Annotated in this window: 22 protein-coding genes and 1 pseudogene; 20 read left to right on the top strand and 3 right to left on the bottom strand. The window is 71.4% G+C overall.

Features of this window, described 5'->3' with window-relative positions:
* The coding region (locus tag ACFYZ8_RS44605; protein ID WP_388542510.1) for a formate dehydrogenase accessory sulfurtransferase FdhD at positions 1-338 on the bottom strand (338 nt) is incomplete at its 3' end.
* Between the two features lie 277 nt (positions 339-615).
* Here ACFYZ8_RS44605 and ACFYZ8_RS44600 point away from each other — a divergent pair.
* From ACFYZ8_RS44600 to ACFYZ8_RS44585, 4 genes are all read left to right on the top strand, one after another.
* Positions 616-1,950 carry an OFA family MFS transporter gene (locus ACFYZ8_RS44600; RefSeq protein WP_359035974.1) on the top strand — a complete coding sequence of 445 codons (1,335 nt, stop codon included), beginning with the start codon at positions 616-618 and terminating at the stop codon, positions 1,948-1,950.
* Positions 1,916-2,053 (top strand): hypothetical protein, encoded by a 138-nt coding sequence (locus tag ACFYZ8_RS44595; protein WP_359035972.1) that lies wholly within the window; start codon positions 1,916-1,918, stop codon positions 2,051-2,053. The genes ACFYZ8_RS44600 and ACFYZ8_RS44595 overlap by 35 nt, the downstream gene beginning before the upstream one ends.
* A gap of 148 nt (positions 2,054-2,201) precedes the next feature.
* Complete coding sequence (locus ACFYZ8_RS44590; protein ID WP_388542507.1) at positions 2,202-3,140, top strand: beta-ketoacyl-ACP synthase III; 939 nt, start codon at positions 2,202-2,204, stop codon at positions 3,138-3,140.
* Between the two features lie 180 nt (positions 3,141-3,320).
* Positions 3,321-3,998: a GntR family transcriptional regulator gene (locus ACFYZ8_RS44585; protein ID WP_359035967.1), complete on the top strand. Its 678-nt coding sequence runs from the start codon at positions 3,321-3,323 to the stop codon at positions 3,996-3,998.
* A gap of 100 nt (positions 3,999-4,098) precedes the next feature.
* Here ACFYZ8_RS44585 and ACFYZ8_RS44580 read toward each other — a convergent pair whose 3' ends face one another.
* Complete coding sequence (locus tag ACFYZ8_RS44580) at positions 4,099-4,932, bottom strand: NAD(P)H-binding protein (RefSeq protein WP_388542505.1); 834 nt, start codon at positions 4,930-4,932, stop codon at positions 4,099-4,101.
* A 196-nt stretch (positions 4,933-5,128) separates the two neighbouring features.
* On the opposite strand from ACFYZ8_RS44580, the gene ACFYZ8_RS44575 reads away from it, so the two are divergent.
* The 16 genes and pseudogenes from ACFYZ8_RS44575 (at position 5,129) to ACFYZ8_RS44500 (ending at position 25,471) form a co-directional block, all read left to right on the top strand.
* Positions 5,129-6,310 (top strand): ROK family transcriptional regulator, encoded by a 1,182-nt coding sequence (locus tag ACFYZ8_RS44575; RefSeq protein ID WP_388542503.1) that lies wholly within the window; start codon positions 5,129-5,131, stop codon positions 6,308-6,310.
* A gap of 113 nt (positions 6,311-6,423) precedes the next feature.
* Positions 6,424-7,944: a sugar ABC transporter ATP-binding protein gene (locus tag ACFYZ8_RS44570; RefSeq protein ID WP_388542501.1), complete on the top strand. Its 1,521-nt coding sequence runs from the start codon at positions 6,424-6,426 to the stop codon at positions 7,942-7,944.
* Positions 7,941-8,960 (top strand): ABC transporter permease, encoded by a 1,020-nt coding sequence (locus ACFYZ8_RS44565; protein WP_388542499.1) that lies wholly within the window; start codon positions 7,941-7,943, stop codon positions 8,958-8,960. Before ACFYZ8_RS44570 ends, ACFYZ8_RS44565 begins: the two co-directional genes overlap by 4 nt.
* Before the next feature lie 17 nt (positions 8,961-8,977).
* The gene (locus ACFYZ8_RS44560; protein ID WP_388542497.1) at positions 8,978-10,030 is read left to right on the top strand and encodes a substrate-binding domain-containing protein; all 1,053 of its coding nucleotides are present in this window, start codon (positions 8,978-8,980) and stop codon (positions 10,028-10,030) included.
* 158 nt (positions 10,031-10,188) lie between these two features.
* A complete protein-coding gene (locus tag ACFYZ8_RS44555; protein WP_388542496.1) occupies positions 10,189-11,391 on the top strand; it encodes a Gfo/Idh/MocA family protein in 1,203 nt (400 codons plus the stop codon).
* Positions 11,392-11,406: 15 nt separating this feature from the next.
* Positions 11,407-12,411 (top strand): sugar phosphate isomerase/epimerase family protein, encoded by a 1,005-nt coding sequence (locus ACFYZ8_RS44550; protein WP_388542494.1) that lies wholly within the window; start codon positions 11,407-11,409, stop codon positions 12,409-12,411.
* A 108-nt stretch (positions 12,412-12,519) separates the two neighbouring features.
* Positions 12,520-15,030, top strand: a complete 2,511-nt coding sequence (locus ACFYZ8_RS44545) for a PQQ-dependent sugar dehydrogenase (protein ID WP_389050840.1) — start codon at positions 12,520-12,522, stop codon at positions 15,028-15,030.
* Between the two features lie 14 nt (positions 15,031-15,044).
* Positions 15,045-16,418 (top strand): ThuA domain-containing protein, encoded by a 1,374-nt coding sequence (locus ACFYZ8_RS44540; protein ID WP_388542492.1) that lies wholly within the window; start codon positions 15,045-15,047, stop codon positions 16,416-16,418.
* Between the two features lie 94 nt (positions 16,419-16,512).
* Entirely contained in the window at positions 16,513-17,703 is a 1,191-nt protein-coding gene (locus ACFYZ8_RS44535; RefSeq protein WP_388542490.1) for an inositol-3-phosphate synthase, read from the top strand.
* A gap of 53 nt (positions 17,704-17,756) precedes the next feature.
* Positions 17,757-18,290 (top strand): annotated as a pseudogene (locus ACFYZ8_RS44530) (UbiA family prenyltransferase); the annotation flags it as partial.
* 1,013 nt (positions 18,291-19,303) lie between these two features.
* Positions 19,304-20,212: a sugar phosphate isomerase/epimerase family protein gene (locus ACFYZ8_RS44525; protein ID WP_388542488.1), complete on the top strand. Its 909-nt coding sequence runs from the start codon at positions 19,304-19,306 to the stop codon at positions 20,210-20,212.
* Positions 20,209-20,943, top strand: coding sequence for an EboA domain-containing protein (locus ACFYZ8_RS44520; RefSeq protein ID WP_388542486.1), 735 nt, complete (start codon positions 20,209-20,211; stop codon positions 20,941-20,943). Before ACFYZ8_RS44525 ends, ACFYZ8_RS44520 begins: the two co-directional genes overlap by 4 nt.
* Positions 20,943-21,803: a TatD family hydrolase gene (locus tag ACFYZ8_RS44515; protein WP_388542484.1), complete on the top strand. Its 861-nt coding sequence runs from the start codon at positions 20,943-20,945 to the stop codon at positions 21,801-21,803. Before ACFYZ8_RS44520 ends, ACFYZ8_RS44515 begins: the two co-directional genes overlap by 1 nt.
* A gap of 3 nt (positions 21,804-21,806) precedes the next feature.
* Positions 21,807-22,976 carry a metabolite traffic protein EboE gene (gene eboE, locus ACFYZ8_RS44510; protein WP_388542483.1) on the top strand — a complete coding sequence of 390 codons (1,170 nt, stop codon included), beginning with the start codon at positions 21,807-21,809 and terminating at the stop codon, positions 22,974-22,976.
* Positions 22,973-24,370 carry an alkaline phosphatase family protein gene (locus ACFYZ8_RS44505; RefSeq protein ID WP_388542481.1) on the top strand — a complete coding sequence of 466 codons (1,398 nt, stop codon included), beginning with the start codon at positions 22,973-22,975 and terminating at the stop codon, positions 24,368-24,370. Before eboE ends, ACFYZ8_RS44505 begins: the two co-directional genes overlap by 4 nt.
* A gap of 60 nt (positions 24,371-24,430) precedes the next feature.
* Positions 24,431-25,471 (top strand): sugar phosphate isomerase/epimerase family protein, encoded by a 1,041-nt coding sequence (locus ACFYZ8_RS44500; RefSeq protein WP_388542479.1) that lies wholly within the window; start codon positions 24,431-24,433, stop codon positions 25,469-25,471.
* An 87-nt stretch (positions 25,472-25,558) separates the two neighbouring features.
* Here the strand turns inward: ACFYZ8_RS44500 and ACFYZ8_RS44495 are convergent.
* On the bottom strand, positions 25,559-25,682 hold a 124-nt coding region (locus tag ACFYZ8_RS44495; protein ID WP_388542512.1), incomplete at its 5' end, for a formate dehydrogenase accessory sulfurtransferase FdhD.

Genomic DNA, 25,682 nt, shown 5'->3' with positions numbered 1-25,682 from the left:
GAGGTGGTGTAGACGTTGCGTTCGAGGGTGATGTCGGGGATCTGGACGCCGGGGGCGGTGGTGACGTCGACGATGTTGTAGGTGTTCGACCCGTCCACGGTTGCTCCGGCGCAGTAGACGATGTTCTGCAGGTCGTTGTGGTGGGCGAGGGCGCCTTCGCTGACGAGGAAGCCGGTGGCGAGGGCGAAGTCGTCGCCGGGGGTGCGCATGGTGATGGCGAGGGGTTTGCCGTTGAGGCGGATTTCCAGCGGTTCCTCGGTGACCAGGGTGTCCGGGCGGGAGGAGATGGCTCCGTCGCGGATGCGGATCACCTTGCGTCGTTCCGTGACTCGTCCCATATGTGTCTCAGTCCCGGTTCTCGTACGTGCTGGTAGCCGAAACGGCCTTCACGATGTCATTGTCCTGCACATCGAGCGTGAGGCCGCAGCCGGTCCGCGACCCCTCGTCCCAGGTACCCGCCGCCGCAGGCCGAACTCCGGCCGCAACGAGGGGGCGGGCCCAACCCGCCCGGGGAACCGGCGGTTCGACCGTTCGTCGCGTCCGGGATACCGCTCATCGCATACGGTCGACGCGCCGCCTTTCCATCTCGCTCGTTTGTTCCTACCGTCCGGGATCATGAGTCCTCCTGTCGCGCCCCCGGGCTGGAGCCGCTGGCTCGTCCCCCCGGCCGCTCTCTCGGTCCATCTCTCCATCGGTCAGGCGTACGCCTGGTCCGTGTTCAAGCCGCCGCTCGAGTCCGCGCTCGGTCTCAGCGGCACGCAGAGCGCACTGCCCTTCCAGCTCGGCATCGTGATGCTCGGCCTGTCCGCCGCGTTCGGCGGCACGCTCGTGGAGCGCAACGGGCCACGCTGGGCGATGACGGTGGCGCTGATCTGCTTCTCGTCCGGCTTCCTGCTCTCCGCCCTGGGCGCGGCCACCGAGCAGTACTGGCTGATCGTCCTCGGCTACGGCTTCGTCGGCGGCATAGGTCTCGGCATCGGCTACATCTCGCCGGTCTCCACCCTGATCAAGTGGTTCCCCGACCGGCCCGGCATGGCCACCGGCATCGCCATCATGGGCTTCGGCGGCGGCGCCCTCATCGCCTCGCCCTGGTCGGCGCAGATGCTGGAGTCCTTCGGCTCCGACAGCTCCGGCATCGCGCTGGCGTTCCTCGTGCACGGGCTGTCGTACGCCGTCTTCATGCTCCTCGGCGTCCTGCTGGTGCGCGTACCGCGCAGCGAGAAGCCGGTCGAGAGCGCCCCCAGCGCCTTCGAGGGGCCGCAGGTCTCGGCGCGCAACGCCGTGCGCACGCCCCAGTTCTGGTGCCTGTGGGTCGTGCTCTGCATGAACGTGACCGCCGGCATCGGGATCCTGGAGAAGGCCGCCCCGATGATCACCGACTTCTTCAAGGAGACCTCGACCCCGGTCTCGGTGTCGGCCGCGGCCGGCTTCGTCGCGCTGCTGTCGGCCGCCAACATGGCGGGCCGGATCGGCTGGTCGTCGACGTCCGACCTGATCGGACGGAAGAACATCTACCGCGTCTACCTGGGCGTGGGCGCGGTGATGTACGGGCTCATCGCGCTCTTCGGCGACTCCTCGAAGCCCTTGTTCATCCTGTGCGCACTGGTGATCCTCTCCTTCTACGGCGGCGGCTTCGCGACGATCCCCGCCTACCTGAAGGACCTCTTCGGCACTTACCAGGTCGGAGCCATCCACGGCCGGCTGCTGACCGCGTGGTCCACGGCCGGTGTCCTCGGACCGCTGATCGTGAACTGGATCGCCGACCGGCAGGAGGACGCGGGCAAGAGTGGGTCCGCCCTCTACGGGATGTCGTTCGTGATCATGATCGGTCTGCTCGTCGTCGGTTTCGTCGCCAACGAGCTGGTCCGCCCCGTCAGTGCCCGTCACCACATTCCCGCACCGAGGGAGGCCGCCGATGTCACAGCCCGACAGCAGCCAGAGTCCGCCTGACCGGCGCCCGCTGATCGTCCTCGCCTGGGTGTGGGTCGGCGCGCCGCTCGCCTACGGGCTGTACGAGCTCGTACAGAAGGCGACGCAGTTGTTCACCGGGTAACCGTTCGGCAGGTGTTCGGGCGTCCGAGGGTGTGAGGGAAGCCGACAACTCGGGCGCCCGTTTCCTGTGGCCTTACGTGCCCGCGTACCCGTGAGTCACTGATCAGACTGGTGGATCCCGCTACCCAAGGCAACGAGGGGGACCCTCCATGAACGGCTCGCGGATCGCCGCAGTCGGGCACTACCAGCCCGCCAAGGTGCTCACCAACGAGGACCTGGCGGGCCTGGTCGACACCAGCGACGAGTGGATCAGGAGCCGGGTGGGGATCCGGACCCGCCACATCGCCGGTCCCGACGAACCGGTCGACGAGCTCGCCTCGCACGCCGCCGCCAAGGCGCTGGCCGCGGCCGGGCTCACCCCCGCCGACATCGACCTGGTCCTGGTCGCCACCTCGACCGCCGTCGACCGGTCCCCGAACATGGCTGCCCGGGTCGCGGCCCGGCTCGGCATCCCCTCGCCCGCCGCGATGGACGTCAACGTGGTGTGCGCCGGGTTCACCCACGCGCTGGCCACCGCCGACCACACCGTGCGGGCCGGTGCGGCCACCCGGGCGCTGGTCATCGGCGCCGACAAGATGTCCGCGGTGACCGACTGGAGCGACCGCACCACCTGTGTGCTCGTCGGCGACGGGGCGGGCGCGGCGGTCGTCGAGGGGGCCGAGGTGCCCGGGATCTCGCCCGTGCTGTGGGGCTCGGTGCCCGAGATGGGGCACGCCGTGCGGATCGAGGGCGAGCCGGCGCGGTTCGCGCAGGAGGGGCAGAGCGTCTACCGCTGGGCGACCCAGAAGCTTCCGGCGCTGGCCCGGCAGGCCTGCGAGCGGGCTGGGCTCACCCCCGCCGACCTCGCCGCGGTCGTCCTGCACCAGGCGAACCTGCGGATCATCGAACCGCTCGCGGAGAAGATCGGCGCGGTCAACGCCGTGGTCGCCCGTGACGTCACGGAGTCCGGGAACACGTCGGCGGCCAGCATTCCGCTCGCGTTCTCCAAGCTGGTGGAGCAGGGCGAGATCGCGACCGGCGATCCGGTGCTGCTGTTCGGGTTCGGCGGGAACCTGTCCTACGCCGGTCAGGTCGTCCGCTGTCCGTGACGGACGGTATGCGATGTACGGGATGGTGACTGGCGCGATGGTGCCGGGCGGGATGGTGACGTGCGGACTGTGACGAGGTCGACGCGCGGTTTACCTGGCTCCTGTGCGCCGTAGACTGTAGACAAAAGGCAAGCAGTCAGAGGTGTACGGGGGTGTCCGCCGCCGAGGAGGGGGACCGCGATGTTGTCGACGGGACTGCCGCAGGGAGCCGTGCCGAAGCTGGAACGTCCCGGCCCGCTGCGCGACCGCGTGTACGAGGCGCTGCTCGAACTCATCACGACCCGAGCGCTCCAGCCGGGCCAGCATCTCGTCGAGAGTGAGCTGGCCGGTCATCTGGGAGTGTCCCGGCAGCCGGTGCGGGAGGCGTTGCAGCGGCTGAACACCGAGGGGTGGGTGGATCTGCGGCCGGCCCAGGGTGCGTTCGTGCACGAGCCGACCGACGAGGAGGCCGACCAACTCCTCACCGTGCGCACCCTGCTGGAGGCCGAAGCCGCACGGCTCGCCGCCGCCAACGCGGACAGTGCCGGTGTCGCGGCCCTGGAAGTGCTGTGCGCGGAGGGCGAGAAGGCCGTCGACGCCGACGACGTGGACGGCGCGGTCGCCCTGAACGCCCGCTTCCACGCGAAGATCATGGAGCTGGCGGGCAACGCGGTCCTCGCGGAACTGGCCGGGCAGGTGGACCGCCGGGTGCGCTGGTACTACACACCGATCGCCCGGCAGCGCGGGCACCAGTCCTGGATCGAGCACCGGGCCCTGATCGCCGCGATCACCGACCGCGACCAGCGCCGGGCCACCGAACTGATGCGGGAGCACACCGAGCACACGCGGACGTCGTATCACGCCCGGCAGCGGTCGTAGTCGGCCGACCCGAGTGACGGTGGTCGTGGTCGCCTGGTCCGTGCGCTTCTGTGGTCGAGGTCGCCACCGTGCTTCTGTGGTCGAGGTCGCCACCGTCACCTCATCGGAACGCCTCCACGTGATCCCGTGCCCACTCGGCGAAGGTACGTGGTGCACGCCCCGTGACCTGCTCCACCGTGGGCAGCACCACCGACTCGTCCAGGGTGCCGTCGACGAAGAAGCCGAAGAAGGCGTCGGCGTACGGCTTCGGCATGCCGGCCGCCGCCATCTCGGCGCGGGCCTCCTCGGGTCCCAGTCCCACCGCGCGCAGGTTCCGGCCCAGCGCCTCGCCGAGGATCCGGACCCGGTCGGCGGGCAACAGCGCCTGGGGACCGGTGACTTCGAGAACGCTCCCCGCGAACTCGTCCGACAGCAGGGCCCGGAGAGCGACCTGTGCGATGTCGTACGGGTCGATGTCGGTGGTCCGCGCGTCCGGGAAGGGCACCCGGACCGTGTCGCCCTTGCGGATCTGCTCCGCGAGCCGGAGTGCGTTGGTCATGAAGCTCGTCGGGCGGACGAACGTCCACGCCAGGCCCGAGCCCCGCACCTCGTCCTCCGCGGCGAGCAGATACCCGGCGACCGCGTTCTCCCGGTCCCCGGTGCCCGCCGACAGACCGGAGAGCAGCACCACGCGGCGGACTCCGGCGGCTCGCGCGTCCGCCAGGATCTGCCGCTGCCCGCCGTAACCGGGCATCAGGAACAGTCCGCGGACACCCTCCAGCGCGCTCCGTACGGTCTCGGGCCGGTTCAGATCTCCCGCCACGGCCTCCGCACCCGCGGGTAACCCGTCGCCGCGTCCGGAACGGCTGACGGCCCGCACCCGCTCGCCGGACTCCGCCAGCGCGCGAACGAGCCCGGCACCCACGTTCCCCGTCGCACCCGTCACCAGAAACATGTGCCCCTCCCTTGCGCCCATCCTGCGGGCCGGTACGCCGGGACACCAGAGTGCGGCAGCTCTTTGTCCTGTGAGTGGAGAAAGTTGGCATCAATCTGCGCACGGCTTCTTCCCAGGTTCGGCAGCCGCTGCTACGTTCCCCTCGAAAGCCCGGCAACTGGTGGCCGAATGAGGCGGGGAGGGGCTCGTGAGACGCATGACGGCACGACCTGCGAACGCGCACCAGGCCCGGCTGCTCAAGCTGTTGCGTGACGGAGGAGCCAACTCCCGGGCGCAACTGGGTGATCAGGTCGACCTGTCACGGTCCAAGCTGGCCGTGGAGGTGGACCGCCTGCTGGAGACGGGCCTGATCGTGGCCGACGGACTCGCCGCCTCCCGCGGCGGGCGCCGCTCCCACAACATCCGGCTCGCCCCCAACCTGCGTTTTCTCGGCGTGGACATCGGCGCGACCTCGGTCGACGTCGCCGTCACCAACGCCGAACTGGAGATCCTGGGACATCTCAACCAGCCCATGGACGTCCGCGAGGGCCCGGTCGCGGTCTTCGAGCAAGTCCTGTCCATGGCAGCCAAGTTGAGGGCCTCGGGGCTCGCGGAGGGTTTCGACGGCGCCGGCATCGGCGTCCCGGGACCGGTCCGCTTCCCCGAGGGCGTACCGGTGGCTCCGCCGATCATGCCGGGCTGGGACGGCTTCCCCGTACGGGAGGCGCTCAGTCAGGAACTCGGCTGCCCGGTCATGGTCGACAACGACGTGAACCTGATGGCGATGGGGGAGATGCACGCGGGCGTCGCACGCTCCGTGGGCGACTTCCTCTGCGTCAAGATCGGCACCGGCATCGGCTGCGGAATCGTCGCCGGCGGTGAGGTCCACCGCGGGGTGACGGGCAGCGCGGGCGACATCGGGCACATCCAGGCCGTACCCGACGGCCGCCCGTGCGCCTGCGGCAACCGGGGCTGCCTGGAAGCCCACTTCAGCGGCGCCGCCCTGGCCCGGGACGCGGTGGACGCGGCCGAGCAGGGGCGGTCGGAGGAACTCGCCGTACGGCTCAGGACCAACGGCGGCCTGACCGCCGTCGACGTAGCCGCCGCCGCTGCCGCCGGTGACGCCACCGCCCTCGACCTGATCCGTGAGGGCGGCAACCGGACCGGCCAGGTCATCGCCGCCCTGGTCTCCTTCTTCAACCCGGGCCTGGTGGTGATCGGCGGCGGGGTGACCGGCCTCGGCCACACCCTGCTCGCCGCGATCCGCACCCAGGTCTACCGCCAGTCACTGCCGTTGGCGACCGGCAACCTTCCCATCGTTCTTGGGGAGTTGGGTCCCACCGCCGGAGTCATCGGCGCGGCCCGGCTCATCAGCGACCACCTGTTCTCACCCGCGTAGGCCACTTCTCGGTACGGCATTCGTCCGCCACGGCTCCCAAGACACGCCTTCCAGCACAGCGCCCTGCTTCGCCCTGCCCTGAAACCGGCCCGCACGCCCGCCAAGGGGACCTCATGGCACCAGAACCACCGCTGCTCAGCATGTCCGGCATCACCAAGTCGTTCCCCGGAGTCCGGGCCCTCGACGGCGTCGACCTCGACGTCCAGGCCGGCGAAGTGCACTGCCTGCTCGGCCAGAACGGGGCCGGGAAGTCCACCCTCATCAAGGTGCTGGCCGGCGCCCACCAGCCCGACACCGGCCGCCTGCGCTGGCGCGGCGAGGACGTCACCCTCCGCTCGCCGATCGCCGCCATGCGCCTCGGCATCGCCACCATCTACCAGGAACTCGACCTGGTGGAGCACTTGTCCGTCGCCGAGAACGTCCACCTCGGCCATGAACCCACGGCCGCGGGGTTCGTCGTACGGGGCAAGGCGGCCCGCCGGTCGACGGCCGCACTGCTACGGCGGCTCGGGCACCCGGAGATCGATCCGGCGCGCCTGGTGGGGGAGTTGTCGGCGGCGCAGCAGCAGATCGTGTCCATGGCGCGGGCCCTCTCCCACGACGTACGGCTGATCGTGATGGACGAGCCGTCCGCCGCACTCGACCCGGACGAGGTCGACAACCTCTTCCGGATCGTCGGCGACCTCACCGCCGAGGGTGTCGCCGTCGTCTACATCTCCCACCGCCTGGAGGAGATCAGGCGGATCGGAGACCGGGTGACCGTCCTCAAGGACGGCCGGGCCGTCGCGGTCGGACTGCCCGCCAAGTCGACGCCGACGCGTGAGGTCGTGGCGCTGATGACCGGGCGGAACGTCGAGTACGTCTTTCCGGAGCGGCCGGCGGCTCCCGGGCACGACGAGAGGCCGCTGCTGGAGGTCCAAGGACTCACCCGGCAGGGCGAGTTCGAGCCCCTCGACCTCGTGATCCACCCCGGGGAGATCGTCGGACTGGCCGGACTCGTCGGCTCGGGACGCTCCGAGATCCTGGAGACGATCTACGGCGCCCGCAAGCCCAACGGCGGCCAAGTCGTCGTGGACGGACAGGCGTTGCGGCCAGGCAGCGTCCGCGCCGCCGTCCGCGCCGGGATCGGGCTGGCCCCCGAGGAACGCAAGGCACAGGCCCTGCTGATGCTGGAGTCCGTCACCTGCAACGTCTCCGTCTCCTCCATGTCCCGCTTCTCCCGCGCCGGCTGGATCGACCGGGGCGCCGAACTCGGCGCGGCCCGCGCCGCGACCCGCGAACTGTCGCTGCGGCCCGACAACCCCTCCGTGCCGATCCGCACCCTGTCCGGCGGCAACCAGCAAAAGGCCGTCCTTGCCCGCTGGCTGCTGCGCGGCTGCCGGATCCTGCTGCTCGACGAACCCACCCGGGGAGTCGACGTCGGCGCCCGCGCCGAGCTGTACGCGGTCGTCCGGCGCCTCGCCGACGAGGGGCTGGCCGTGCTGCTGGTCTCCAGCGAGGTCCCCGAGGTGCTCGGCCTCGCCGACCGCGTCCTGGTGCTCCGCGAGGGCCGTGTCGTCCACACGGCACCCGCCCGTGAACTCGACGAACACCGTGTACTCGACCTCGTCATGGAAGGAAGCCCGGCGTCATGACGCAACATGTGTCCCCGCCCAGGGGAAGCGCCGACAAAGTGCCTCCGGCGAGCGAACCGTTCGCGTGGCGAGGGGTGTTCGCCCGCGCCGACGTCCGCACCCTCTCCCTCCTCGGCGTGCTCGCCGTGCTCGTCCTCATCGGCGGCATCACCAAGCCCGACCAGTTCCTCGACACCCGCAACCTCCAACTCGTCCTCACCCAGGCCTCGGTGATCGGTGTCGTCACCGTCGGCATGACCTTCGTCATCACCTCCGGCGGCATCGACCTCTCTGTCGGCGCGATCGTCGCCCTCGCCTCGGTGTGGGCCACCACCGTCGCCACCCAGGAGTACGGCTTCGCCGGCATCCTCTTCACCGCGGTGATCGTCGGAGTCGGCTGCGGCCTGGTCAACGGTCTGCTCATCGCGTACGGCGGGATGGTCCCGTTCATCGCCACGCTCGCCATGCTCGCCTCGGCCCGCGGACTCGCCCTGCAGATCACCGACGGCAGGACGCAGATCGTCACGATCAACAGCGTGCTGGACCTCGGCAACCGCGACGCGTATGTGCTCGGCATCCCCCCGCTGGTCCTCGTCTTCGCGGTCGTGACGATCATCGGCTGGCTGGTGCTGAACCGCACCACCTTCGGCCGCCGCACCGTCGCCGTCGGCGGCAACGCCGAGGCCGCCCGGCTCGCCGGCATCGACGTCCGCCGTCAGCGCCTCTACCTCTACCTGCTGTCCGGACTGTGCTGCGGCATCGCCGCCTTCCTGCTGATCATCCTGTCCGGGTCCGGCCAGAACACCAACGGCAACCTCTACGAGCTCGACGCCATCGCCGCCGCGATCATCGGCGGAACCCTGCTCACCGGGGGCCGCGGGACCATCACCGGCTCCGTGCTCGGCGTCCTGATCTTCACCACGATCACCAACATCTTCGCCCTGAACAACCTGCAGAGCGACGTCCAGCAGATCGCCAAGGGCGCGATCATCGTCGCCGCCGTGCTGGTCCAGCGCCGTACCGCAAGCACGACCTGAGGAAAGGGTTCACCGCCATGCCACAGCACACGAACCGCTTCACCAGTCGCAGAGGGCTGCTCTTCGGGACCGCCGCCGTCGGGGCCGGCGCCCTCCTCGCAGGTTGCACCAGCAACGACTCCAGCGACGACGAACCCGCCTCGAACGACCAGCCCGCGGCCTCCGACTCGCCCGGCAAGCCGGTCACCATCGGCTTCGCGGGACCGCAGGCCGACCACGGCTGGCTCAACGCGATCAACGACAACGCCAAGAACCGGGCGAAGAAGTACGCGGACGTCACCCTGGAGATCACCGAGGGCTCCAACGACACCGCCCAGCAGATCGGCCAGATCGAGACCCTGATCAACAAGAAGGTCGACGTCCTGGTCATCCTGCCCGCGGACGGCAAGGCGCTCACCCAGGTCGGCCTCAAGGCGATGCGCGCCGGCATCCCGGTCGTGAACCTGGACCGCGTCTTCAACACCCCGCAGGCGTACCGCTGCTGGATCGGCGGCGACAACTACGGCATGGGCCTCAACGCCGGCCACTACATCGGCGAGAAGCTCAAGGGGAAGTCCGACGCCAAGGTCATCGAACTGGCCGGCCTCGACAACCTGGAACTCACCAAGCAGCGCACCAAGGGCTTCGACGACGCCTTGAAGAACTACCCCAACATCAAGAAGGTGGCCCGCCAGGCCGCCGAGTTCACGGTGGAGTCCGGGCAGGCCAAGATGGCCCAGCTCCTCCAGGCCCAGTCGAGCTTCGACGCGCTGTGGAACCACGACGACGACCAGGGCGTGGGCGCGCTGCGCGCCATCGATCAGGCCGGCCGCGACGACTTCCTGATGGTCGGCGGCGCGGGCGCCCTGTCCGCCTTCCAGGCCATCAAGCAGGACAACGGCGTCCTCAAGGCCACCGTCCTCTACCCGCCGACCATGGCCGCCTCCGCGATCGACCTCGCCCGCTCCCTCGGCCAGTCCAAGGGCATCGGCGGCCTCGCCGAGTTCGAGATCCCGGCCTCGCTCACCCTCTACTCGGCCGTCGTCGACAAGACCAACGTCGACCAGTACATGTCCACCGGCTTCAAGTGAGGCGTCCCGACACGGGGCCTGCCTTACCGACCGGCTCGGCTGCGCGCAGCGGTGCGACCCGGCCGGGCCGAACCGAGGGGCAGGTCCCAGGAGCCCGGTTCGTCGACGGACCGGGCTGCACCCCCCACCGCGCCACGACGACGAGGAGGACATCGCGCATGGCACAGCCGCAGCAGTCAGAAGGGGCCGAGGTGCCGCCGCTCCGGGTCGGCATGGTCGGCTACGCCTTCATGGGCGCCGCCCACTCCCAGGGCTGGCGGACCGTCGGACGCGTCTTCGACCTGCCCCGCCGCCCGGTGCTCGCCGCGGTCTGCGGACGGGACGCGGACGCCGTGCGCCGGGCCGCCGACCGGCACGGCTGGGCGGCCGCCGAGACCGACTGGCGGGCCCTGATCGAGCGGGACGACATCGACCTCGTCGACATCTGCACCCCAGGCGACAGCCACGCCGAGATCGCCGTCGCCGCGCTCGCGGCGGGCAAGCACGTGCTGTGCGAGAAGCCCCTCGCCAACACCGTCGAAGAGGCCCAGGTGATGACCAGGGCCGCCGAAGAAGCCTTCGGACGTGGCCAGTTGGCGATGGTCGGCTTCAACTACCGCCGGGTGCCCGCCACCGCGCTGGCCCGCCGGATGGTCGCCGAGGGCCGGCTCGGCAGGCTGCGGCACGTGCGGGTGACCTACCTCCAGGACTGGCTCGTGGACCCGGAGTTCCCCCTGACCTGGCGGCTGCGCCGGGAACAGGCAGGCTCGGGCTCACTCGGCGACCTCGGCGCGCACATCGTCGACCTCGCGCAGTACCTGGCGGGAGAACCACTGGCCGGGGTCTCCGCCCTGACGGAGACCTTCGTACGGGAACGGCCGCTGGCAGGCAGCTCTGTCAAGGGCCTCTCCGCCGTCTCCGGCACCGGCACCGGCCGGGTCACCGTGGACGACGCGGCCCTGTTCACCGGCCGCCTCACCTCCGGCGCCCTCGCCTCCTTCGAGGCCACCCGCTACGCCACCGGCCGCAAGAACGCCCTGCGCATCGAACTCAACGGCGAACGCGGCTCGTTGGCCTTCGACCTGGAACGCCTCAACGAACTCTCCTACCACGACGCCACGGAACCCGGATCGCACGCCGGCTTCCGCCGCATCCTCGTCACCGAACGCGACCACCCCTACCTGGACGCCTGGTGGCCGCCCGGCCACGGCCTCGGCTACGAGCACACCTTCGTCCACCAGGCCCGCGACCTCGTCCACGCGATCGCCGAGGGCCGCCGCCCCGAACCCTCCTTCGCCGACGGACTCCAGGTCCAGCGCGTCCTCGCGGCCGTGGAGGAGAGCGCCGAGAAGAACTCCGTCTACACCCCGATAGCCGTCTGAGGAGGCCCCGAAAAGATGCCGCGCCAGTTCACGCTCTTCACCGGCCAGTGGGCCGACCTCCCCCTCGAAGAGGTCTGCCGCCTCGCCCGCGACTTCGGCTACGACGGACTCGAACTCGCCTGCTGGGGCGACCACTTCGAGGTCGACAAGGCACTCACCGACCCCTCGTACCTGGACTCCCGGCACGCGCTGCTCGACAAGTACGGCCTCAAGTGCTGGGCGATCTCCAATCACCTGGTCGGCCAGGCTGTGTGCGACGCCATCATCGACGAGCGCCACCAGGCCATCCTGCCGGGCCAGGTGTGGGCCGACGGCGATCCGGAGGGGGTCCGGCAGCGGGCCGCGGACCGGATGAAGGACACCGCGCGGGCCGCACGGGCCTTCGGCGTCGACACCGTCATCGGCTTCACCGGCTCCGCCATCTGGCACCTGGTCGCGATGTTCCCGCCCGCCCCCGAGCCGATGATCGAGCGCGGCTACGAGGACTTCGCCGAGCGCTGGAACCCGATCCTCGACGTCTTCGACGCGGAGGGCGTGCGGTTCGCGCACGAGGTCCACCCGAGCGAGATCGCCTACGACTACTGGACAACGCAGCGAGCCCTGGACGCCGTCGGGCACCGGCCCGCCTTCGGCCTCAACTTCGACCCCTCCCACTTCGTGTGGCAGGACCTCGACCCGGTCGGCTTCCTGTGGGACTTCCGCGACCGGATCTACCACGTCGACTGCAAAGAGGCCCGAAAGCGCCTCGACGGCCGCAACGGCCGCCTCGGCTCCCACCTGCCCTGGGGCGACCCGCGCCGCGGCTGGGACTTCGTCTCGGCGGGCCACGGTGACGTCCCCTGGGAGGACGTGTTCCGCATGCTGCGCTCCATCGACTACCAGGGCCCCATCTCGGTCGAGTGGGAGGACGCCGGCATGGACCGGCTCCAGGGCGCACCCGAGGCACTGAACCGGCTGAAGGCATACGACTTCGAGCCGCCGTCGGCCTCGTTCGACGCGGCGTTCGGCGCCAACGAGTAGGTCAACGAGCAGACCAACGAGTAGTCCGCACTGGTCAGTTCCGGGATGACGGCGCATCCCGGCGTACCCGCACCCACCCGTACGACCGGCCCCTTTCTGGAGGCATCCGTGCACGGGAAAGACCGCACCACGCCCACCGGCAGAATCGAGACCCACAGACGACGCGCCCCCTGGCGCAGAGCGGCGGCCCTGCTCACCGGCTTCCTGCTGGCAGGCGCCTCCCTCACCCTCGCCGCTCCCCAGGCCGGCGCAGCCGTCGCCGGCGAGGGAGCCGCCACCGCGGCCGCCGCCGAGGACTTCCAGCAGGTCACCCTCGCCAAGGGCGAGCCGGAGGTCGGCGAGCCCATGTCGCTCGCCGTCCTCCCCGACCGCTCGGTCCTGCACACCTCGCGCGACGGTGAACTCCGCATCACCGACGCGGCCGGCACCACCCGGCTCGCCGGCAAGCTCGACGTCTACTCCCACGACGAGGAAGGTCTCCAAGGCGTCGGCGTGGACCCGCAGTTCACCACCAACCGCTTCATCTACTTGTACTACGCGCCGCCGTTGAACACCCCGGCCGGCGACGCCCCCGAGACCGGCACCGCGGCCGACTTCGCCCCCTTCGACGGCGTCAACCGGCTCTCCCGGTTCGTCCTGAAGACCGACGGCACTCTCGACGCCGCCAGCGAGAAGAAGATCATCGACATCCCGGCCACCCGCGGCATCTGCTGCCACGTCGGCGGCGACATCGACTTCGACGCGGCCGGCAACCTCTACCTGTCGACGGGCGACGACTCCAATCCCTTCCAGTCCGACGGGTTCACGCCCATCGACGAACGCGCGAACCGCAACCCGGCCTTCGACGCCCAGCGCACCGCCGGCAACACCAACGACCTGCGCGGCAAGATCCTTCGCATCAAGGTCAACGCCGACGGCACGTACGCCATCCCCGACGGCAACCTCTTCGCTCCCGGCACGGACAGGACCCGGCCCGAGATCTACGCCATGGGCTTCCGCAACCCGTTCCGCTTCAGCGTCGACAAGCAGACCGGCATCGTCTACGTCGGCGACTACGGCCCCGACGCCGGCGCCGCCGACCCCGCCCGCGGACCGGCCGGCCAGGTCGAGTTCGCCCGCGTGACCGGCCCCGGCAACTTCGGATGGCCGTACTGCACGGGCGACAACGACGCCTACGTCGACTACGACTTCGCGACCGGCACCTCGGGCGCCGCCTTCGACTGCGCCGCACCGAAGAACAACTCCCCGCACAACACCGGCCTCACCGACCTTCCCCCGGCGCAGGCCGCCTGGATCCCCTACGACAACGGTTCCGTACCCGAGTTCGGCACCGGCTCCGAGTCCCCGATGGGCGGCCCGGTCTACCACTACGACCCCGCGCTCGACTCACCCGTGAAGTTCCCCGAGGCCTATGACGGCGACTTCTTCGCCGGGGAGTTCGGCCGCCGCTGGATCAAGCGCATCACCAGCGACGCCGACGGGACCGTCCAGTCCATCAACGACATCCCGTGGACCGGCACCCAGGTGATGGACATGGCGTTCGGCCCGGACGGCGCGCTGTACGTCCTCGACTACGGCGTCTCCTGGTTCGGCGGCGACGAGAACTCCGCCCTGTACCGCATCGAGAACGCCACCGACGGCCACTCCCCGGTCGCCCAGGCGGCAGCCGACCGTACCTCCGGACAGGCACCACTGCGCGTGCGGTTCTCCTCCGAGGGCACCAGCGACCAGGACGGCGACGCCCTCACCTACAGCTGGGACTTCGGCGACGGCGGCACCTCCACGGCCGCCAACCCCACCCACAAGTACAAGAAGAACGGCACCTACACGGCGACCCTGACCGCGAAGGACCCGAGCGGCCGCACCGGCAGTGCCAGCGTGCAGATCGTCGTCGGCAACACCGCGCCCAAGGTGACCCTCGAACTCCCGCAGGACGGGCAGCTGTTCAGCTTCGGGGACGCGATCCCGTTCAAGGTGCGGGTGAGCGACCCCGAGGACGGCCGGCCCATCGACTGCACCAAGGTCAAGGTCACCTTCGTCCTCGGCCACGACAGCCACGGCCACCCCGTCACCTCCGCCGACGGCTGCACCGGCACCCTCCAGACCAGCGCCGACGGCGGTCACGACGAGGACGCCAACATCTTCGGCGTGATGGACGCCGAGTACACCGACAACGGAGGCGGCGGCCAGGCCCCGCTGACCACCCACGACCAGAGCGTCCTCCAGCCCAGGCACCGCCAGGCCGAGCACTTCGGCACCAGCTCCGGCGTCTCGGTCATCGCCAAGGACACGGCACACGGCGGCAACACCGTCGGTGACATCAACAACGGCGACTGGATCTCCTTCACGCCGTACGTCCTCAGCAACGCCAAGTCCGTCACCGCGCGCGTCTCTTCGGGCGGCGCCGGCGGCACGCTGGAGATCCGCGCGGGCTCCGCGACGGGCACCCTCCTCGGCAAGGCGACCGTGCCGGTGACCGGCGGCTGGGAGACCTTCCAGGACGTCACCGCCACCCTGTCCCATGCACCGAGGGGCACCACCACGCTCTACCTGGTCTTCAAGGGCAGCGGCACCGGCGCCCTGTTCGACGTGGACGACTTCACCTTCACGACCGGCTGAGAGGAGGAGCTCCAATGCACACAACCGGACGATGGACGACGGCAGTTGTGGGGGCCGCCCTCCTCCTCGGCTGCGTGTCCGAACCCGCCGCGTCGCACTCCGCGGACGGCGATCGGGTGCTGGTCTTCTCCAAGACGGCCGGCTTCCGGCACGACTCGATCCCCGAAGGAGTCGCGGCCGTACGGGAACTGGGCGCGAGCGCCGGCTTCTCGGTCGACGCGACGGAGGACGCGGCCGCGTTCACGCCCCGCAACCTGCGCCGCTACGACGCGGTCGTGTTCCTCTCCACCACAGGGGACGTCCTCGACCCCACCCAACAGCGGGCCTTCGAGGGCTACATCCGGCACGGCGGCGGATACGTCGGCATCCACGCTGCCGCCGACACCGAGTACGACTGGGCGTTCTACGGCGGCCTCGCCGGCGCGTACTTCCAGTCGCACCCGGCGATCCAGCCCGCCACCGTGGTGGTCGAGGACCGGGCCCACCCGTCCACGTCGGAGCTGTCCCCGACGTGGAACCGCACCGACGAGTGGTACAACTACCGCACCAACCCGCGCGACCGGGTCCACGTCCTGGCCTCCCTCGACGAGTCGTCGTACACCGGTGGCACGATGAACGGCGACCATCCCATCGCCTGGTGCCAGGACTACCAGGGCGGCCGGGCCTTCTACACCGGCTTCGGCCACACCAAGGAGTCGTACGCGGATCCTGCATTCCGCGGCCATCTGCTGGGCGGGATCCGGTATGCGACCGGCGACGCACAGGCCGACTGCCGACCGGAGAACGGATACCGTCCGCTCTTCGACGGCACCGCCGACTCGCTGGCCGACTGGAAGCAGGCCGGCCCGGGCTCCTTCACCCGATCCGAGGACGGCACCCTCACGTCGTCCGGCGGCATGGGGATGCTCTGGTACGCCGGTTCCGGGCAGGGCTTCGGGTCGTACTCCCTGAAGCTCGACTGGAAGATGGCGAGCGCCTCGGGGGACGACAACTCCGGTGTGTTCGTGGGCTTCCCGCCCTCGGACGACCCCTGGTCCGCCGTGGACAACGGCTACGAGATCCAGATCGACGCCACCGACGTACCCGAGAAGACCACAGGGTCCGTCTACGGCTTCCGGTCCGCCGACCTGAACAAGCGCGACCGTGCGCTGAACCCGCCGGGGGAGTGGAACACGTACGAGATCCGCGTGGAGGGCGAACGCCTCCGCGTCTGGCTCAACGGCGTGAAGATCAACGATTTCACCAACACCGATCCGGCCCGCAGCCTGCGTGACGGGCAGGTCGGCATCCAGAACCACGGAGCCGGCGACCAGGTGTCCTTCCGCGACATCCGGATCAGGGAACTGCCCGCGAAGGCCTCGTCGACCGGGGCCTCGCAGGGCGACTGAGCGGCGGCGGGCGGGGGACGCCGGACCCCCGCCCGCCGTCTTCGCCCTTCTTCGCAGCAGCTGCGCACCCACGTGTTCGACAAGGAGGCTGCCCATGTCCGCGTCCGATTCCGTACCGCGCGTCGGCGTCTGGCTGATCGGGGCCCGTGGTTCCGTCGCCACGACCGTCGTCGCCGGGTGCGCCGCCATGACCGCGGGCCTGCACCCGCCCACGGGCCTGATCACCGAGACCCAGCCCTTCACCGACAGCGGCCTGCCCGCCCTGTCCTCCCTCGTCTTCGGCGGCCACGACACAGTGGACTGCCCCCTGCCCAAACGGGCGGAGGCCCTGGCCGCGGGCGGCGTCCTGCCCTACGGCCTGCCGACCGCGGTGAGCGCCGAACTCGCCGCCGCGGAACAGGAGATCAGGCCGGGCGGCCCCCTCCCCGGCGACACCAGGACCGAGGATGATCTGATCGCCGCCTTCACCGCGGACATCCGGTCCTTCGTACGACGGCGCCGGCTGACGCGCGCCGTCGTGGTGAACGTCGCCTCCACCGAGCCCGTGCCCACCGGCGACGCCCTGCCCCCGAGCTCTCTCTACGCCGCTGCGGCCCTGCGGGCAGGCTGCGCGTACGTGAACTTCACCCCCTCCACGGGCTTGCACCACCCTTTGCTGAGGCGGCGGGCCGAGTCCTCCGGCCTCCCGTTCGCGGGCCGTGACGGCAAGACCGGCCAGACCCTGCTCCGGTCCGTCCTGGGCCCGATGTTCACCCAACGCGCCCTGACCGTCCGGGCCTGGTCCGGCACGAACCTCCTCGGCGGCGGCGACGGCGCCTCCCTCGCCGACCCCGCGGCCGCCGCGGCGAAGAACGCCGGCAAGGAGCGCGTCCTGGCCGACACCCTCGCCACCGTCCCCGAGGGCGAGGTCCACATCGACGACGTCCCCGCCCTCGGCGACTGGAAGACCGCCTGGGACCACATCGCCTTCGACGGCTTCCTCGGCACCCGCATGATCCTCCAGACCACCTGGCAGGGCTGTGACTCCGCCCTGGCCGCGCCCCTCGTACTCGACCTGGCCCGCCTGGCCGCTCGGGCACACGAGAGAGGTCTGTCCGGGCCACTCGGCGAACTGGGCTTCTACTTCAAGGACCCCGTGGGGGAGGGGCCTTCGGGGCTGGGGGAGCAGTACGCGGAGCTGGTGGCCTTCGCGGAGCGGCTCCGGCCGGAGCCCGCCGGGGGTGGGCCGAGGGAAGGCGGCCACCCGGGGCCGGTCGACGGCCGTTCGGGGGAGGTGCGGCGGTGACGGCGAGCAGGACAGCGGTGGGCGGCGGCCCCTCCGAGGGAGCGGACGAGCACATGGCACCCCTCACCACGTCCCCGCTCCAGGAGGTCACCCGGCAGGCCGCACCACCGCCCCCCGCACCCACCCACCGCCCCCGCGCCCGCGCCCGCGCCTGGGCCGAACTCCTGCGCCTCCCCGCCCTGTTCACCGTCCCCGGCGACGCACTCGCCGGAGCGGCGGCAGCCTCCGCACGCCCCACCTCCCGCACCCTCCTCGCCATCGCCTCCTCCGCCTGCCTCTACGAGGCCGGCATGGCCCTCAACGACTGGGCCGACCGCGACCTGGACGCCGTGGAACGCCCCCACCGCCCCCTCCCTTCCGGCCGTATCCACCCCGCGGCGGCCCTCGGCGCGGCCTGCGCCCTCACCGGCGCGGGCCTCACCCTGGCCGCCTGCGCGGGCCGCCCCGCCCTCACGGTCGCCGTACCGCTGGCGGCCACCGTCTGGGCGTACGACCTGGCCTTGAAGGACACCCCGGCAGGCCCGTTCGCCATGGCAACGGCACGCGCACTGGACCTGCTGCTCGGCGCGGCGGCGACAGCGGGGGCCGACACCGGGGACCGGAGGAGCGCCGTGGACGGCGAGGCCGGGAGGGGCGGTGCGGGCAGCGAGGGCCGGAAGATCCGTGCGCGCCGAGCGTGGGCCACGGCCGTCGTCGGCACGCCTGGGTCGGCCGCGGGGAGGGCAACCGTTCCCCGCGTCGTACGCGGCCTGCGCGGGGCCCTGACCTGCGCTGCCCGCCTCGGCAACCGTAGCGGCCTGCCGTCGGCCGCCCCCGTTGGCATGCGCCGGGCCCTGCCGCCCGCCTCGCCCGGCGGCGACCGTGACCCCTTGCCCTCTGCCGCCGTGCTCGGCATCCGCGGGGCCTTGCCCTCTGCCGCCGTGCTCGGCGTCCGCGGGGCCTTGCCCTCTGCCGCCGTGCTCGGCATCCGCGGGGCCTCGCCCTCTGCCGCTGTGCTCGGCGTCCGCCGGGCCCTGCCCTCCGCCGCACTGCTCGGCGTTCACACCCTTGCCGTCACCACCGTGTCCCGCCGCGAAGCCCAGGGCGGCTCAGCCCTGGCCCCCGCAGCGGCGCTCGCCGCGACCGCCGCGCTGACGTGGGCGGCGACCCGACCGCGTGCACTCCCGACCGGCCGGAGCGAGGCAAGCCGGCGCAGGACCGGTTCACGCAGCCTGGCGGACCTGGCGGGCCTGGTGGACCTGGTGGACCTGGCGGACCGGGCGAGCTCGGCGGCCCCGGTTGCCGCAGCCGTGTCCCGCCTGCCACGCCGCCCCGGGTGTCAGACCGGCCCCCGCCCGGCCCCCCTCGACGCGCACGCGGCCCTGCGGCTCGCCCTCGCCGCCACCTACGCGACCACCACCGCCCGCGCCTACCTCCACGCCACCCTCAACCCCTCACCCCCGCTCACCCAACGAGCCGTCACCGCCGGCATCCGAGCCACGATCCCCCTCCAGGCCGCCCTCACCGCCCGCTCGGGCACCAAGGGCGCGACCGTCACGGCTCTGCTCACCACCGCCCTCGCCCCGCTGGCAGGCCGCTTCGCGAGAAAGGTGAGCGTCACATGACCGACTCCCTCGCCCCCCTCCGGCCGACCACGACCCCCGGCACCTCCCCACTCCGCTTCGGCTACGGCACCAACGGCCTCGCGGACCTCCGCCTGGACGACGCCCTCGCCCTCCTCTCCGACCTCGGGTACGACGGCGTCGGTCTGACCCTCGACCACATGCACCTGGACCCCCTCGCCCCCGGCCTGCCCGCCCGCACCCGGCGCCTCGCGCACCGGCTGGACGCGCTCGGGCTGAGCGTCACGGTGGAGACCGGCGCCCGCTATGTGCTCGACCCGCGCCGCAAGCACGGGCCGTCCCTGCTCGACCCCGACCCGGACGACCGCGCCCGCCGCGTCGACCTGCTGGTCCGGGCCGTCCAGGTCGCCGCCGACCTCGGCGCGCACGCCGTGCACTGCTTCAGCGGCATCACCCCGCCGGGCACGGACCCGGACACGGCATGGAAACGCCTGGCCGAGACCCTCACTCCCGTCCTGGACAGCGCCACCACCTCCGGGATCCCCCTTGCCATCGAGCCCGAACCCGGTCACCTCCTCGCCACCCTCGCCGACTTCCACCACCTCCGCACCACCCTCGGCGACCCGACCGCCCTCGGCCTGACCCTCGACATCGGCCACTGCCAGTGCCTCGAACCCCTCCCTCCCGCCGACTGCGTACGCGCCGCCGGCCCCTGGCTGCGGCACGTCCAGATCGAGGACATGCGCCGAGGCGTCCACGAACACCTCCCCTTCGGCGACGGCGACATCGACTTCCCACCGGTCCTCGCCGCCCTCGCCGACACCGGCTACCGGGGCCTGACGGTCGTCGAACTGCCCCGCCACTCCCACGCGGGCCCCCACTTCGCCGAACTCTCCCTCCCGTTTCTCCATCAGGCAGTGGCGCTCTCACAAGGAAGCACCCCATGACCCGCTCCCACGCCCACCAGGCAACCCGCGCGGCGGACACCCAGGGCACCACCCTCGCCCGAACGCCGCTGCACGACCTGCACAGCCACCTCGCCGAACACCTCGGCGAAACCGCCCGCGCCTGGCTCGACCAGGCACTCGACGAGGCCGCCGCACACCCCGGAAGCCACGGCCCCATCTCCGTGTGGGAGCTGCGCCTCGCCGAGGCCGGACGCCGCTGCGGCCCCGAACACGCCGACGCCGCCCGCATCCTGATCCTGCACGCGGCCCGCGCCGACACCGACGCCCTGACCCGGGTCTACACCCAGGGCACCGCCGCCGAACGCCGCGCCGTCCTGCAGGCCCTGCCCCACCTCGTGCCCGGCCCGGAGGCCCTCCCGCTCGTCGAGGACGCCCTGCGCACCAACGACACCCGGCTCCTGGCCGCCGCCGTCGGCCCCTACGCCGCCCGCCACCTCGACGCCCACCAATGGCGCCACGCCGTCCTGAAGTGCCTGTTCACCGGCGTGCCCGTCACCGAGGTCGCCGACCTGGACCGGCGGGCCCACGCGGACGCCGAACTCGCCCGCATGCTGGGCGACTACGCCGCCGAACGCACCGCCGCGGGCCGTCCCGTGCCCGCGGACCTGCACCGCGTCCTGACCCTGACCGACCCCACGGCCACCCCACCCGCGCCGGCCGCCGACCAGGGCCCGACCTGCTCGAACGGCACCCACGGCAAGGAGTCCTGATGCGCATCTTCGACCCCCACATCCACATGACGTCACGCACCACCGACGACTACCAGGCCATGCACACCGTCGGCGTCCGTGCCGTCGTCGAACCGTCCTTCTGGCTCGGCCAGCCCCGCACCTCGCCCGCCTCCTTCCTCGACTACTTCGACTCCCTGCTGGGCTGGGAGCCCTTCCGCGCCGCCCAGTACGGCATCGCCCACCACTGCACCCTCGCCCTGAACCCCAAGGAGGCCAACGACCCGCGCTGCGTGCCCGTCCTCGACGAACTGCCCCGGTATCTCGTCAAGGACCAGGTCGTCGCCGTCGGCGAGATCGGCTACGACTCCATGACCCCCGCCGAGGACACCGCCCTCGCCGCCCAGCTCCAGCTCGCCGCCGACCACGAGCTGCCCGCGCTCGTCCACACCCCGCACCGCGACAAGCTCACGGGCCTGCGCCGCACCCTCGACGTCGTACGCGAGTCCGCCCTGCCGGCCGAGCGGGTCCTGGTCGACCACCTCAACGAGACCACCGTCAAGGAGGCCAAGGACAGCGGCTGCTGGCTCGGCTTCTCCGTCTATCCCGACACCAAGATGGACGAGGAACGGATGGTCGCGATCCTGCGCGCGTACGGCCCCGAACAGGTCCTGGTGAACTCCGCCGCCGACTGGGGGCGCAGCGACCCCCTCAAGACCCGCAAGGTCGGCGACCTGATGCTCGCCGAGGGCTTCACCGAGGACGACGTCGACCGCGTGCTGTGGCGCAACCCGGTCGCCTTCTACGGACTCAGCGGCCGCCTGAACCTCGACGTGCCGGCCACCGACGTCACCCACGAGGGCAACTCCATCCTCCGGGGCCCCCAGAAGACGGAGGCGTGAGCCATGCGCTTCCGCCACCCCGACGGCACCACCGTCCACCTCGCCTACTGCACCAACGTCCACCCCGCCGAAACCCTCGACGGCGTCCTCGCCCAGCTCCGCGACCACTGCGAACCCGTCCGCCGCCGCCTCGGCCGCGACCGCCTGGGCATCGGCCTGTGGCTCGCCCGCGACGCCGCCCACGCCCTGGTCAGCGACCCCTCCGCGCTGCGCGACCTGCGCTGCGAACTCGACCGGCGCGGCCTCGAAGTCGTCACCCTCAACGGCTTCCCCTACGAGGGCTTCGGCGCCGAGGAGGTCAAGTACCGCGTCTACAAGCCGGACTGGACCGACCCCGAACGCCTCGACCACACCACCGCCCTGGCCCGCGTCCTGACCGGACTCCTCCCCGACGACGTCACCGAGGGCAGCATCTCCACGCTCCCGCTCGCCTGGCGCACCGGCTACGACGACGGAAGCGCCGACAAGGCCCGCACCGCCCTGCTCACCCTCGCCGAACGCCTCGACGCCCTCCACGAGCTGACCGGCCGCTCCATCCGCGTCGGCCTCGAACCCGAACCCGGCTGCGTCGTCGAGACCACCGGCGACGCGCTCGCCCCGCTGACCGCGATCGCCCACGACCGCATCGGCATCTGCGTCGACACCTGCCACCTCGCCACCTCCTTCGAAGACCCGCACAACGCCCTGGACGCCCTCACCGCGGCCGGCGTCCCCGTCGTCAAATCCCAGCTCTCAGCCGCTCTGCACGCCGAACAGCCCCACCTCCCCGAGGTCCGCGAGGCCCTCGCCGCCTTCGACGAACCCCGCTTCCTGCACCAGACACGCACCTCCACCGCCGCCGGGCTGCGCGGCACCGACGACCTCGGCGAGGCCCTCGCCGGCGACGCCCTGCCCGACGGGGCACCCTGGCGAGCCCACTTCCACGTCCCGCTGCACGCGGCCCCCGCCGCACCCCTCACCTCCACGCTCGCCGTGCTCAAATCCGCCCTCACCCGGCTCGTCGGCGGCCCGCAGCCCCTCACCCGCCACCTGGAGGTCGAGACCTACACCTGGCAGGCCCTCCCACCCGAACTGCGCCCCCGCAGCCGCACCCAGCTCGCCGACGGCATCGCCGCCGAACTCACCCTCGCCCGCGACCTGCTGACCGACCTCGGCCTGAAGGAGCTGCCATGAGCCAACAGCCCCCACAGACGGGACCGACCCCCCTCCTCGTCCTCGACGTCGTCGGTCTTACCCCCCGTCTCCTCCACCACATGCCCCACCTCAAGTCCCTCGCCCAATCCGGCTCCCACGCCCCGCTCGGCACCGTCCTGCCCGCCGTCACCTGCGCCGCCCAGTCCACCTTCCTCACCGGCACCCACCCCTCGGAACACGGCATCGTCGGCAACGGCTGGTACTTCCGCGAGCTCGGCGACGTACTCCTGTGGCGTCAGCACAACGGTCTGGTCGCCGGCGACAAGCTCTGGGACGCCGCCCGCCGCGCCCACCCCGGCTACACCGTCGCCAACATCTGCTGGTGGTACGCCATGGGCGCCGACACCGACTTCACCGTCACCCCCCGCCCGGTCTACTACGCCGACGGCCGCAAGGAACCCGACTGCTACACCCGCCCCCCGGCCCTGCACCACGAACTCACCGAAAAACTCGGCACCTTCCCCCTCTTCCACTTCTGGGGCCCCGGCGCGGACCTCGTCTCCAGCAAGTGGATCATCGACGCCACCCGCCACATCATGAGCACCCGCCACCCCGACCTGACGCTCTGCTACCTCCCTCACCTCGACTACGACCTGCAACGCTTCGGCCCCGACGACCCCCGCTCCCTGAAGGCCGCCGCCGACCTGGACCGGGCGCTGGCCCCGCTCCTGGACGACGCCCGCGCGGAAGGCCGTACCGTCGTCGCGCTGTCCGAGTACGGCATCACCCGCGCGGACCGGCCCGTCGACATCAACCGCGCCCTGCGCCGCGCCGGACTCCTCGAGGTGCACACCCAGGACGGCATGGAGTACCTCGACCCGATGGCGTCCCGTGCCTTCGCGGTCGCCGACCACCAGATCGCCCATGTCTACGTGCGCCGCCCCGAGGACCTGGAGGCCACCCGCGCGGCCCTCGACGGCCTGCCCGGCATCGAGCAACTCCTCGACGACGAGGGCAAGAAGGCCCACCACCTCGACCACCCGCGCTCCGGCGAACTCGTCGCCGTGGCGGAGCCGGACGCCTGGTTCACGTACTACTACTGGCTCGACGACGACCGCGCGCCCGACTTCGCGCAGCTGGTCGAGATCCACCGCAAACCCGGCTACGACCCGGTCGAACTCTTCATGGACCCGCTCGACCCCTACGTCAAGGTCAAGGCGGCCACCGCGCTGGCCCGCAAGAAACTCGGACTGCGCTACCGCATGGCGGTCGTGCCCCTCGACCCGTCACCTATTCGCGGCAGCCACGGCCGCATCCCCGAGAGCGACGACGACGGTCCGCTCCTCATCTGCTCCACCCCCCGCGCCGTCGGCGACCGCATCGCGGCCACCGACGTGAAGTCACTCCTGCTCCGACTGGCCGGTCTTTCCTGACCTGTCACCAGTGAAGCACCCACCACTGACAACGCCCTCCGACACCGAGGAGTCCCAGACATGAGCCGCATCTCCCAGCCCGACCCCGAACTCACCCACCGCCTCAGCAGAAGAGGCATGCTCGGCGTGGCCGTCGGCGCCACCGCCGCCGCGCTGCTGGGCGCCGCAGCCGCCCCGGCCGGAGCCGCCACCGAGACCGCGACCGGCACCACCGGCCACGGCCGCCCCGTCCTGCCCCCCGGCCGCCTCGGCATCCAGCTCTACAGCCTCCGCGACAAGGTCTCCACGCTCGGCTTCGCCCCCGTCTTCGCCGAACTGGAGAAGTACGGCTACGACGAGGTCGAGTTCGCCGGCTACACCCAGGGCTCGGCCGGACCGATCACCCTCGCCCAGCTCAAGCGCCTGGCCCGCGAGCACGGCCTGAACCCGATCGGCAGCCACGTCGGCTACTACTCGGACGACCCGAACGCCTACACCTTCGCCCAGAACCTCACCAAGGTCCTCGACGACGCCCAGGCCCTCGGCCTCAAGCACATCGGCACCGCCTCAGGACCGTTCCGCTACGGCTCGACCGTCGACGCGTGGAAGCGGGCCGCCGAGGACTTCAACACCTACGGAGCCGCGGCGAAGGCACGCGGCATGAAGTTCTACCAGCACAACCATTCCGAGGAGTTCTCCTTCGCCACCGACAACCCCAAGGTCCGCCTCTACGACGTACTGCTCAAGGAGACCGACCCCGACCTGGTGTTCCTGGAGATGGACATCTTCTGGGCGTACTCGGGCCAGTTCCGCTTCTCCAAGCGGCCCGACGGCACACCCGCGCCCTTCGAACCCCTGAACTACGTCCTCAGGCAGCCGCACCGCTACCCGCTCTTCCACGTCAAGGACGGGGTCAGCGACCCCGCCAACACCTACGGCTACCGCATGACCGACGTCGGCGACGGCGACATCGACTACCAGAAGTTCATCTCCGCCGTGACCCGGCTCCGGGGCGAGCGCCTCGCCCACCACTGGCAGGCCGAGCACGACCAGCCCGCGGAGTCCTTCACGTTCGCCCGCCGCTCCAGCGCGTACCTGCACTCGCTGCGGGAGAAGTGCTGACCGAGCACGACTGAGGCGGGACCCCGAGGGCGCAGGGGGCGCTCCCCGCCCGACGGGGTCCCGCCGTCGTGTAGGCGAGGAGACCGGTCAGCCCGGGGCCGCCGTGGCGGCTTCCGGGGTGAGCCGGTGTTCTCCCGCGTACACGTTCATGGAGTGGCCGCGCAGGAAGCCGACGAGGGTGAGGCCGGTTTCGGCGGCGAGGTCGACGGCG

This window comes from Streptomyces sp. NPDC001668 (assembly GCF_042893155.1).
GTDB lineage: Bacteria > Actinomycetota > Actinomycetes > Streptomycetales > Streptomycetaceae > Streptomyces.
The sequence above is the reverse complement of the archived record's forward strand: the minus strand, read 5'-3'. Positions and strand labels throughout refer to the sequence as shown.

Coding starts and splice junctions, on each gene's coding strand:
- ACFYZ8_RS44600 (WP_359035974.1), top strand. CDS start 616: ATGAGTCCTCCTGTCGCGCCCCCGGGCTGGAGCCGCTGGCTCGTCCCC.
- ACFYZ8_RS44580 (WP_388542505.1), bottom strand. CDS start 4,932: ATGTTTCTGGTGACGGGTGCGACGGGGAACGTGGGTGCCGGGCTCGTT.
- ACFYZ8_RS44535 (WP_388542490.1), top strand. CDS start 16,513: ATGTCCGCGTCCGATTCCGTACCGCGCGTCGGCGTCTGGCTGATCGGG.
- ACFYZ8_RS44570 (WP_388542501.1), top strand. CDS start 6,424: ATGGCACCAGAACCACCGCTGCTCAGCATGTCCGGCATCACCAAGTCG.
- ACFYZ8_RS44500 (WP_388542479.1), top strand. CDS start 24,431: ATGAGCCGCATCTCCCAGCCCGACCCCGAACTCACCCACCGCCTCAGC.
- ACFYZ8_RS44520 (WP_388542486.1), top strand. CDS start 20,209: ATGACCCGCTCCCACGCCCACCAGGCAACCCGCGCGGCGGACACCCAG.
- ACFYZ8_RS44505 (WP_388542481.1), top strand. CDS start 22,973: ATGAGCCAACAGCCCCCACAGACGGGACCGACCCCCCTCCTCGTCCTC.
- eboE (WP_388542483.1), top strand. CDS start 21,807: ATGCGCTTCCGCCACCCCGACGGCACCACCGTCCACCTCGCCTACTGC.
- ACFYZ8_RS44575 (WP_388542503.1), top strand. CDS start 5,129: ATGACGGCACGACCTGCGAACGCGCACCAGGCCCGGCTGCTCAAGCTG.
- ACFYZ8_RS44560 (WP_388542497.1), top strand. CDS start 8,978: ATGCCACAGCACACGAACCGCTTCACCAGTCGCAGAGGGCTGCTCTTC.
- ACFYZ8_RS44525 (WP_388542488.1), top strand. CDS start 19,304: ATGACCGACTCCCTCGCCCCCCTCCGGCCGACCACGACCCCCGGCACC.
- ACFYZ8_RS44585 (WP_359035967.1), top strand. CDS start 3,321: ATGTTGTCGACGGGACTGCCGCAGGGAGCCGTGCCGAAGCTGGAACGT.
- ACFYZ8_RS44555 (WP_388542496.1), top strand. CDS start 10,189: ATGGCACAGCCGCAGCAGTCAGAAGGGGCCGAGGTGCCGCCGCTCCGG.
- ACFYZ8_RS44540 (WP_388542492.1), top strand. CDS start 15,045: ATGCACACAACCGGACGATGGACGACGGCAGTTGTGGGGGCCGCCCTC.
- ACFYZ8_RS44590 (WP_388542507.1), top strand. CDS start 2,202: ATGAACGGCTCGCGGATCGCCGCAGTCGGGCACTACCAGCCCGCCAAG.
- ACFYZ8_RS44565 (WP_388542499.1), top strand. CDS start 7,941: ATGACGCAACATGTGTCCCCGCCCAGGGGAAGCGCCGACAAAGTGCCT.
- ACFYZ8_RS44515 (WP_388542484.1), top strand. CDS start 20,943: ATGCGCATCTTCGACCCCCACATCCACATGACGTCACGCACCACCGAC.
- ACFYZ8_RS44550 (WP_388542494.1), top strand. CDS start 11,407: ATGCCGCGCCAGTTCACGCTCTTCACCGGCCAGTGGGCCGACCTCCCC.
- ACFYZ8_RS44595 (WP_359035972.1), top strand. CDS start 1,916: ATGTCACAGCCCGACAGCAGCCAGAGTCCGCCTGACCGGCGCCCGCTG.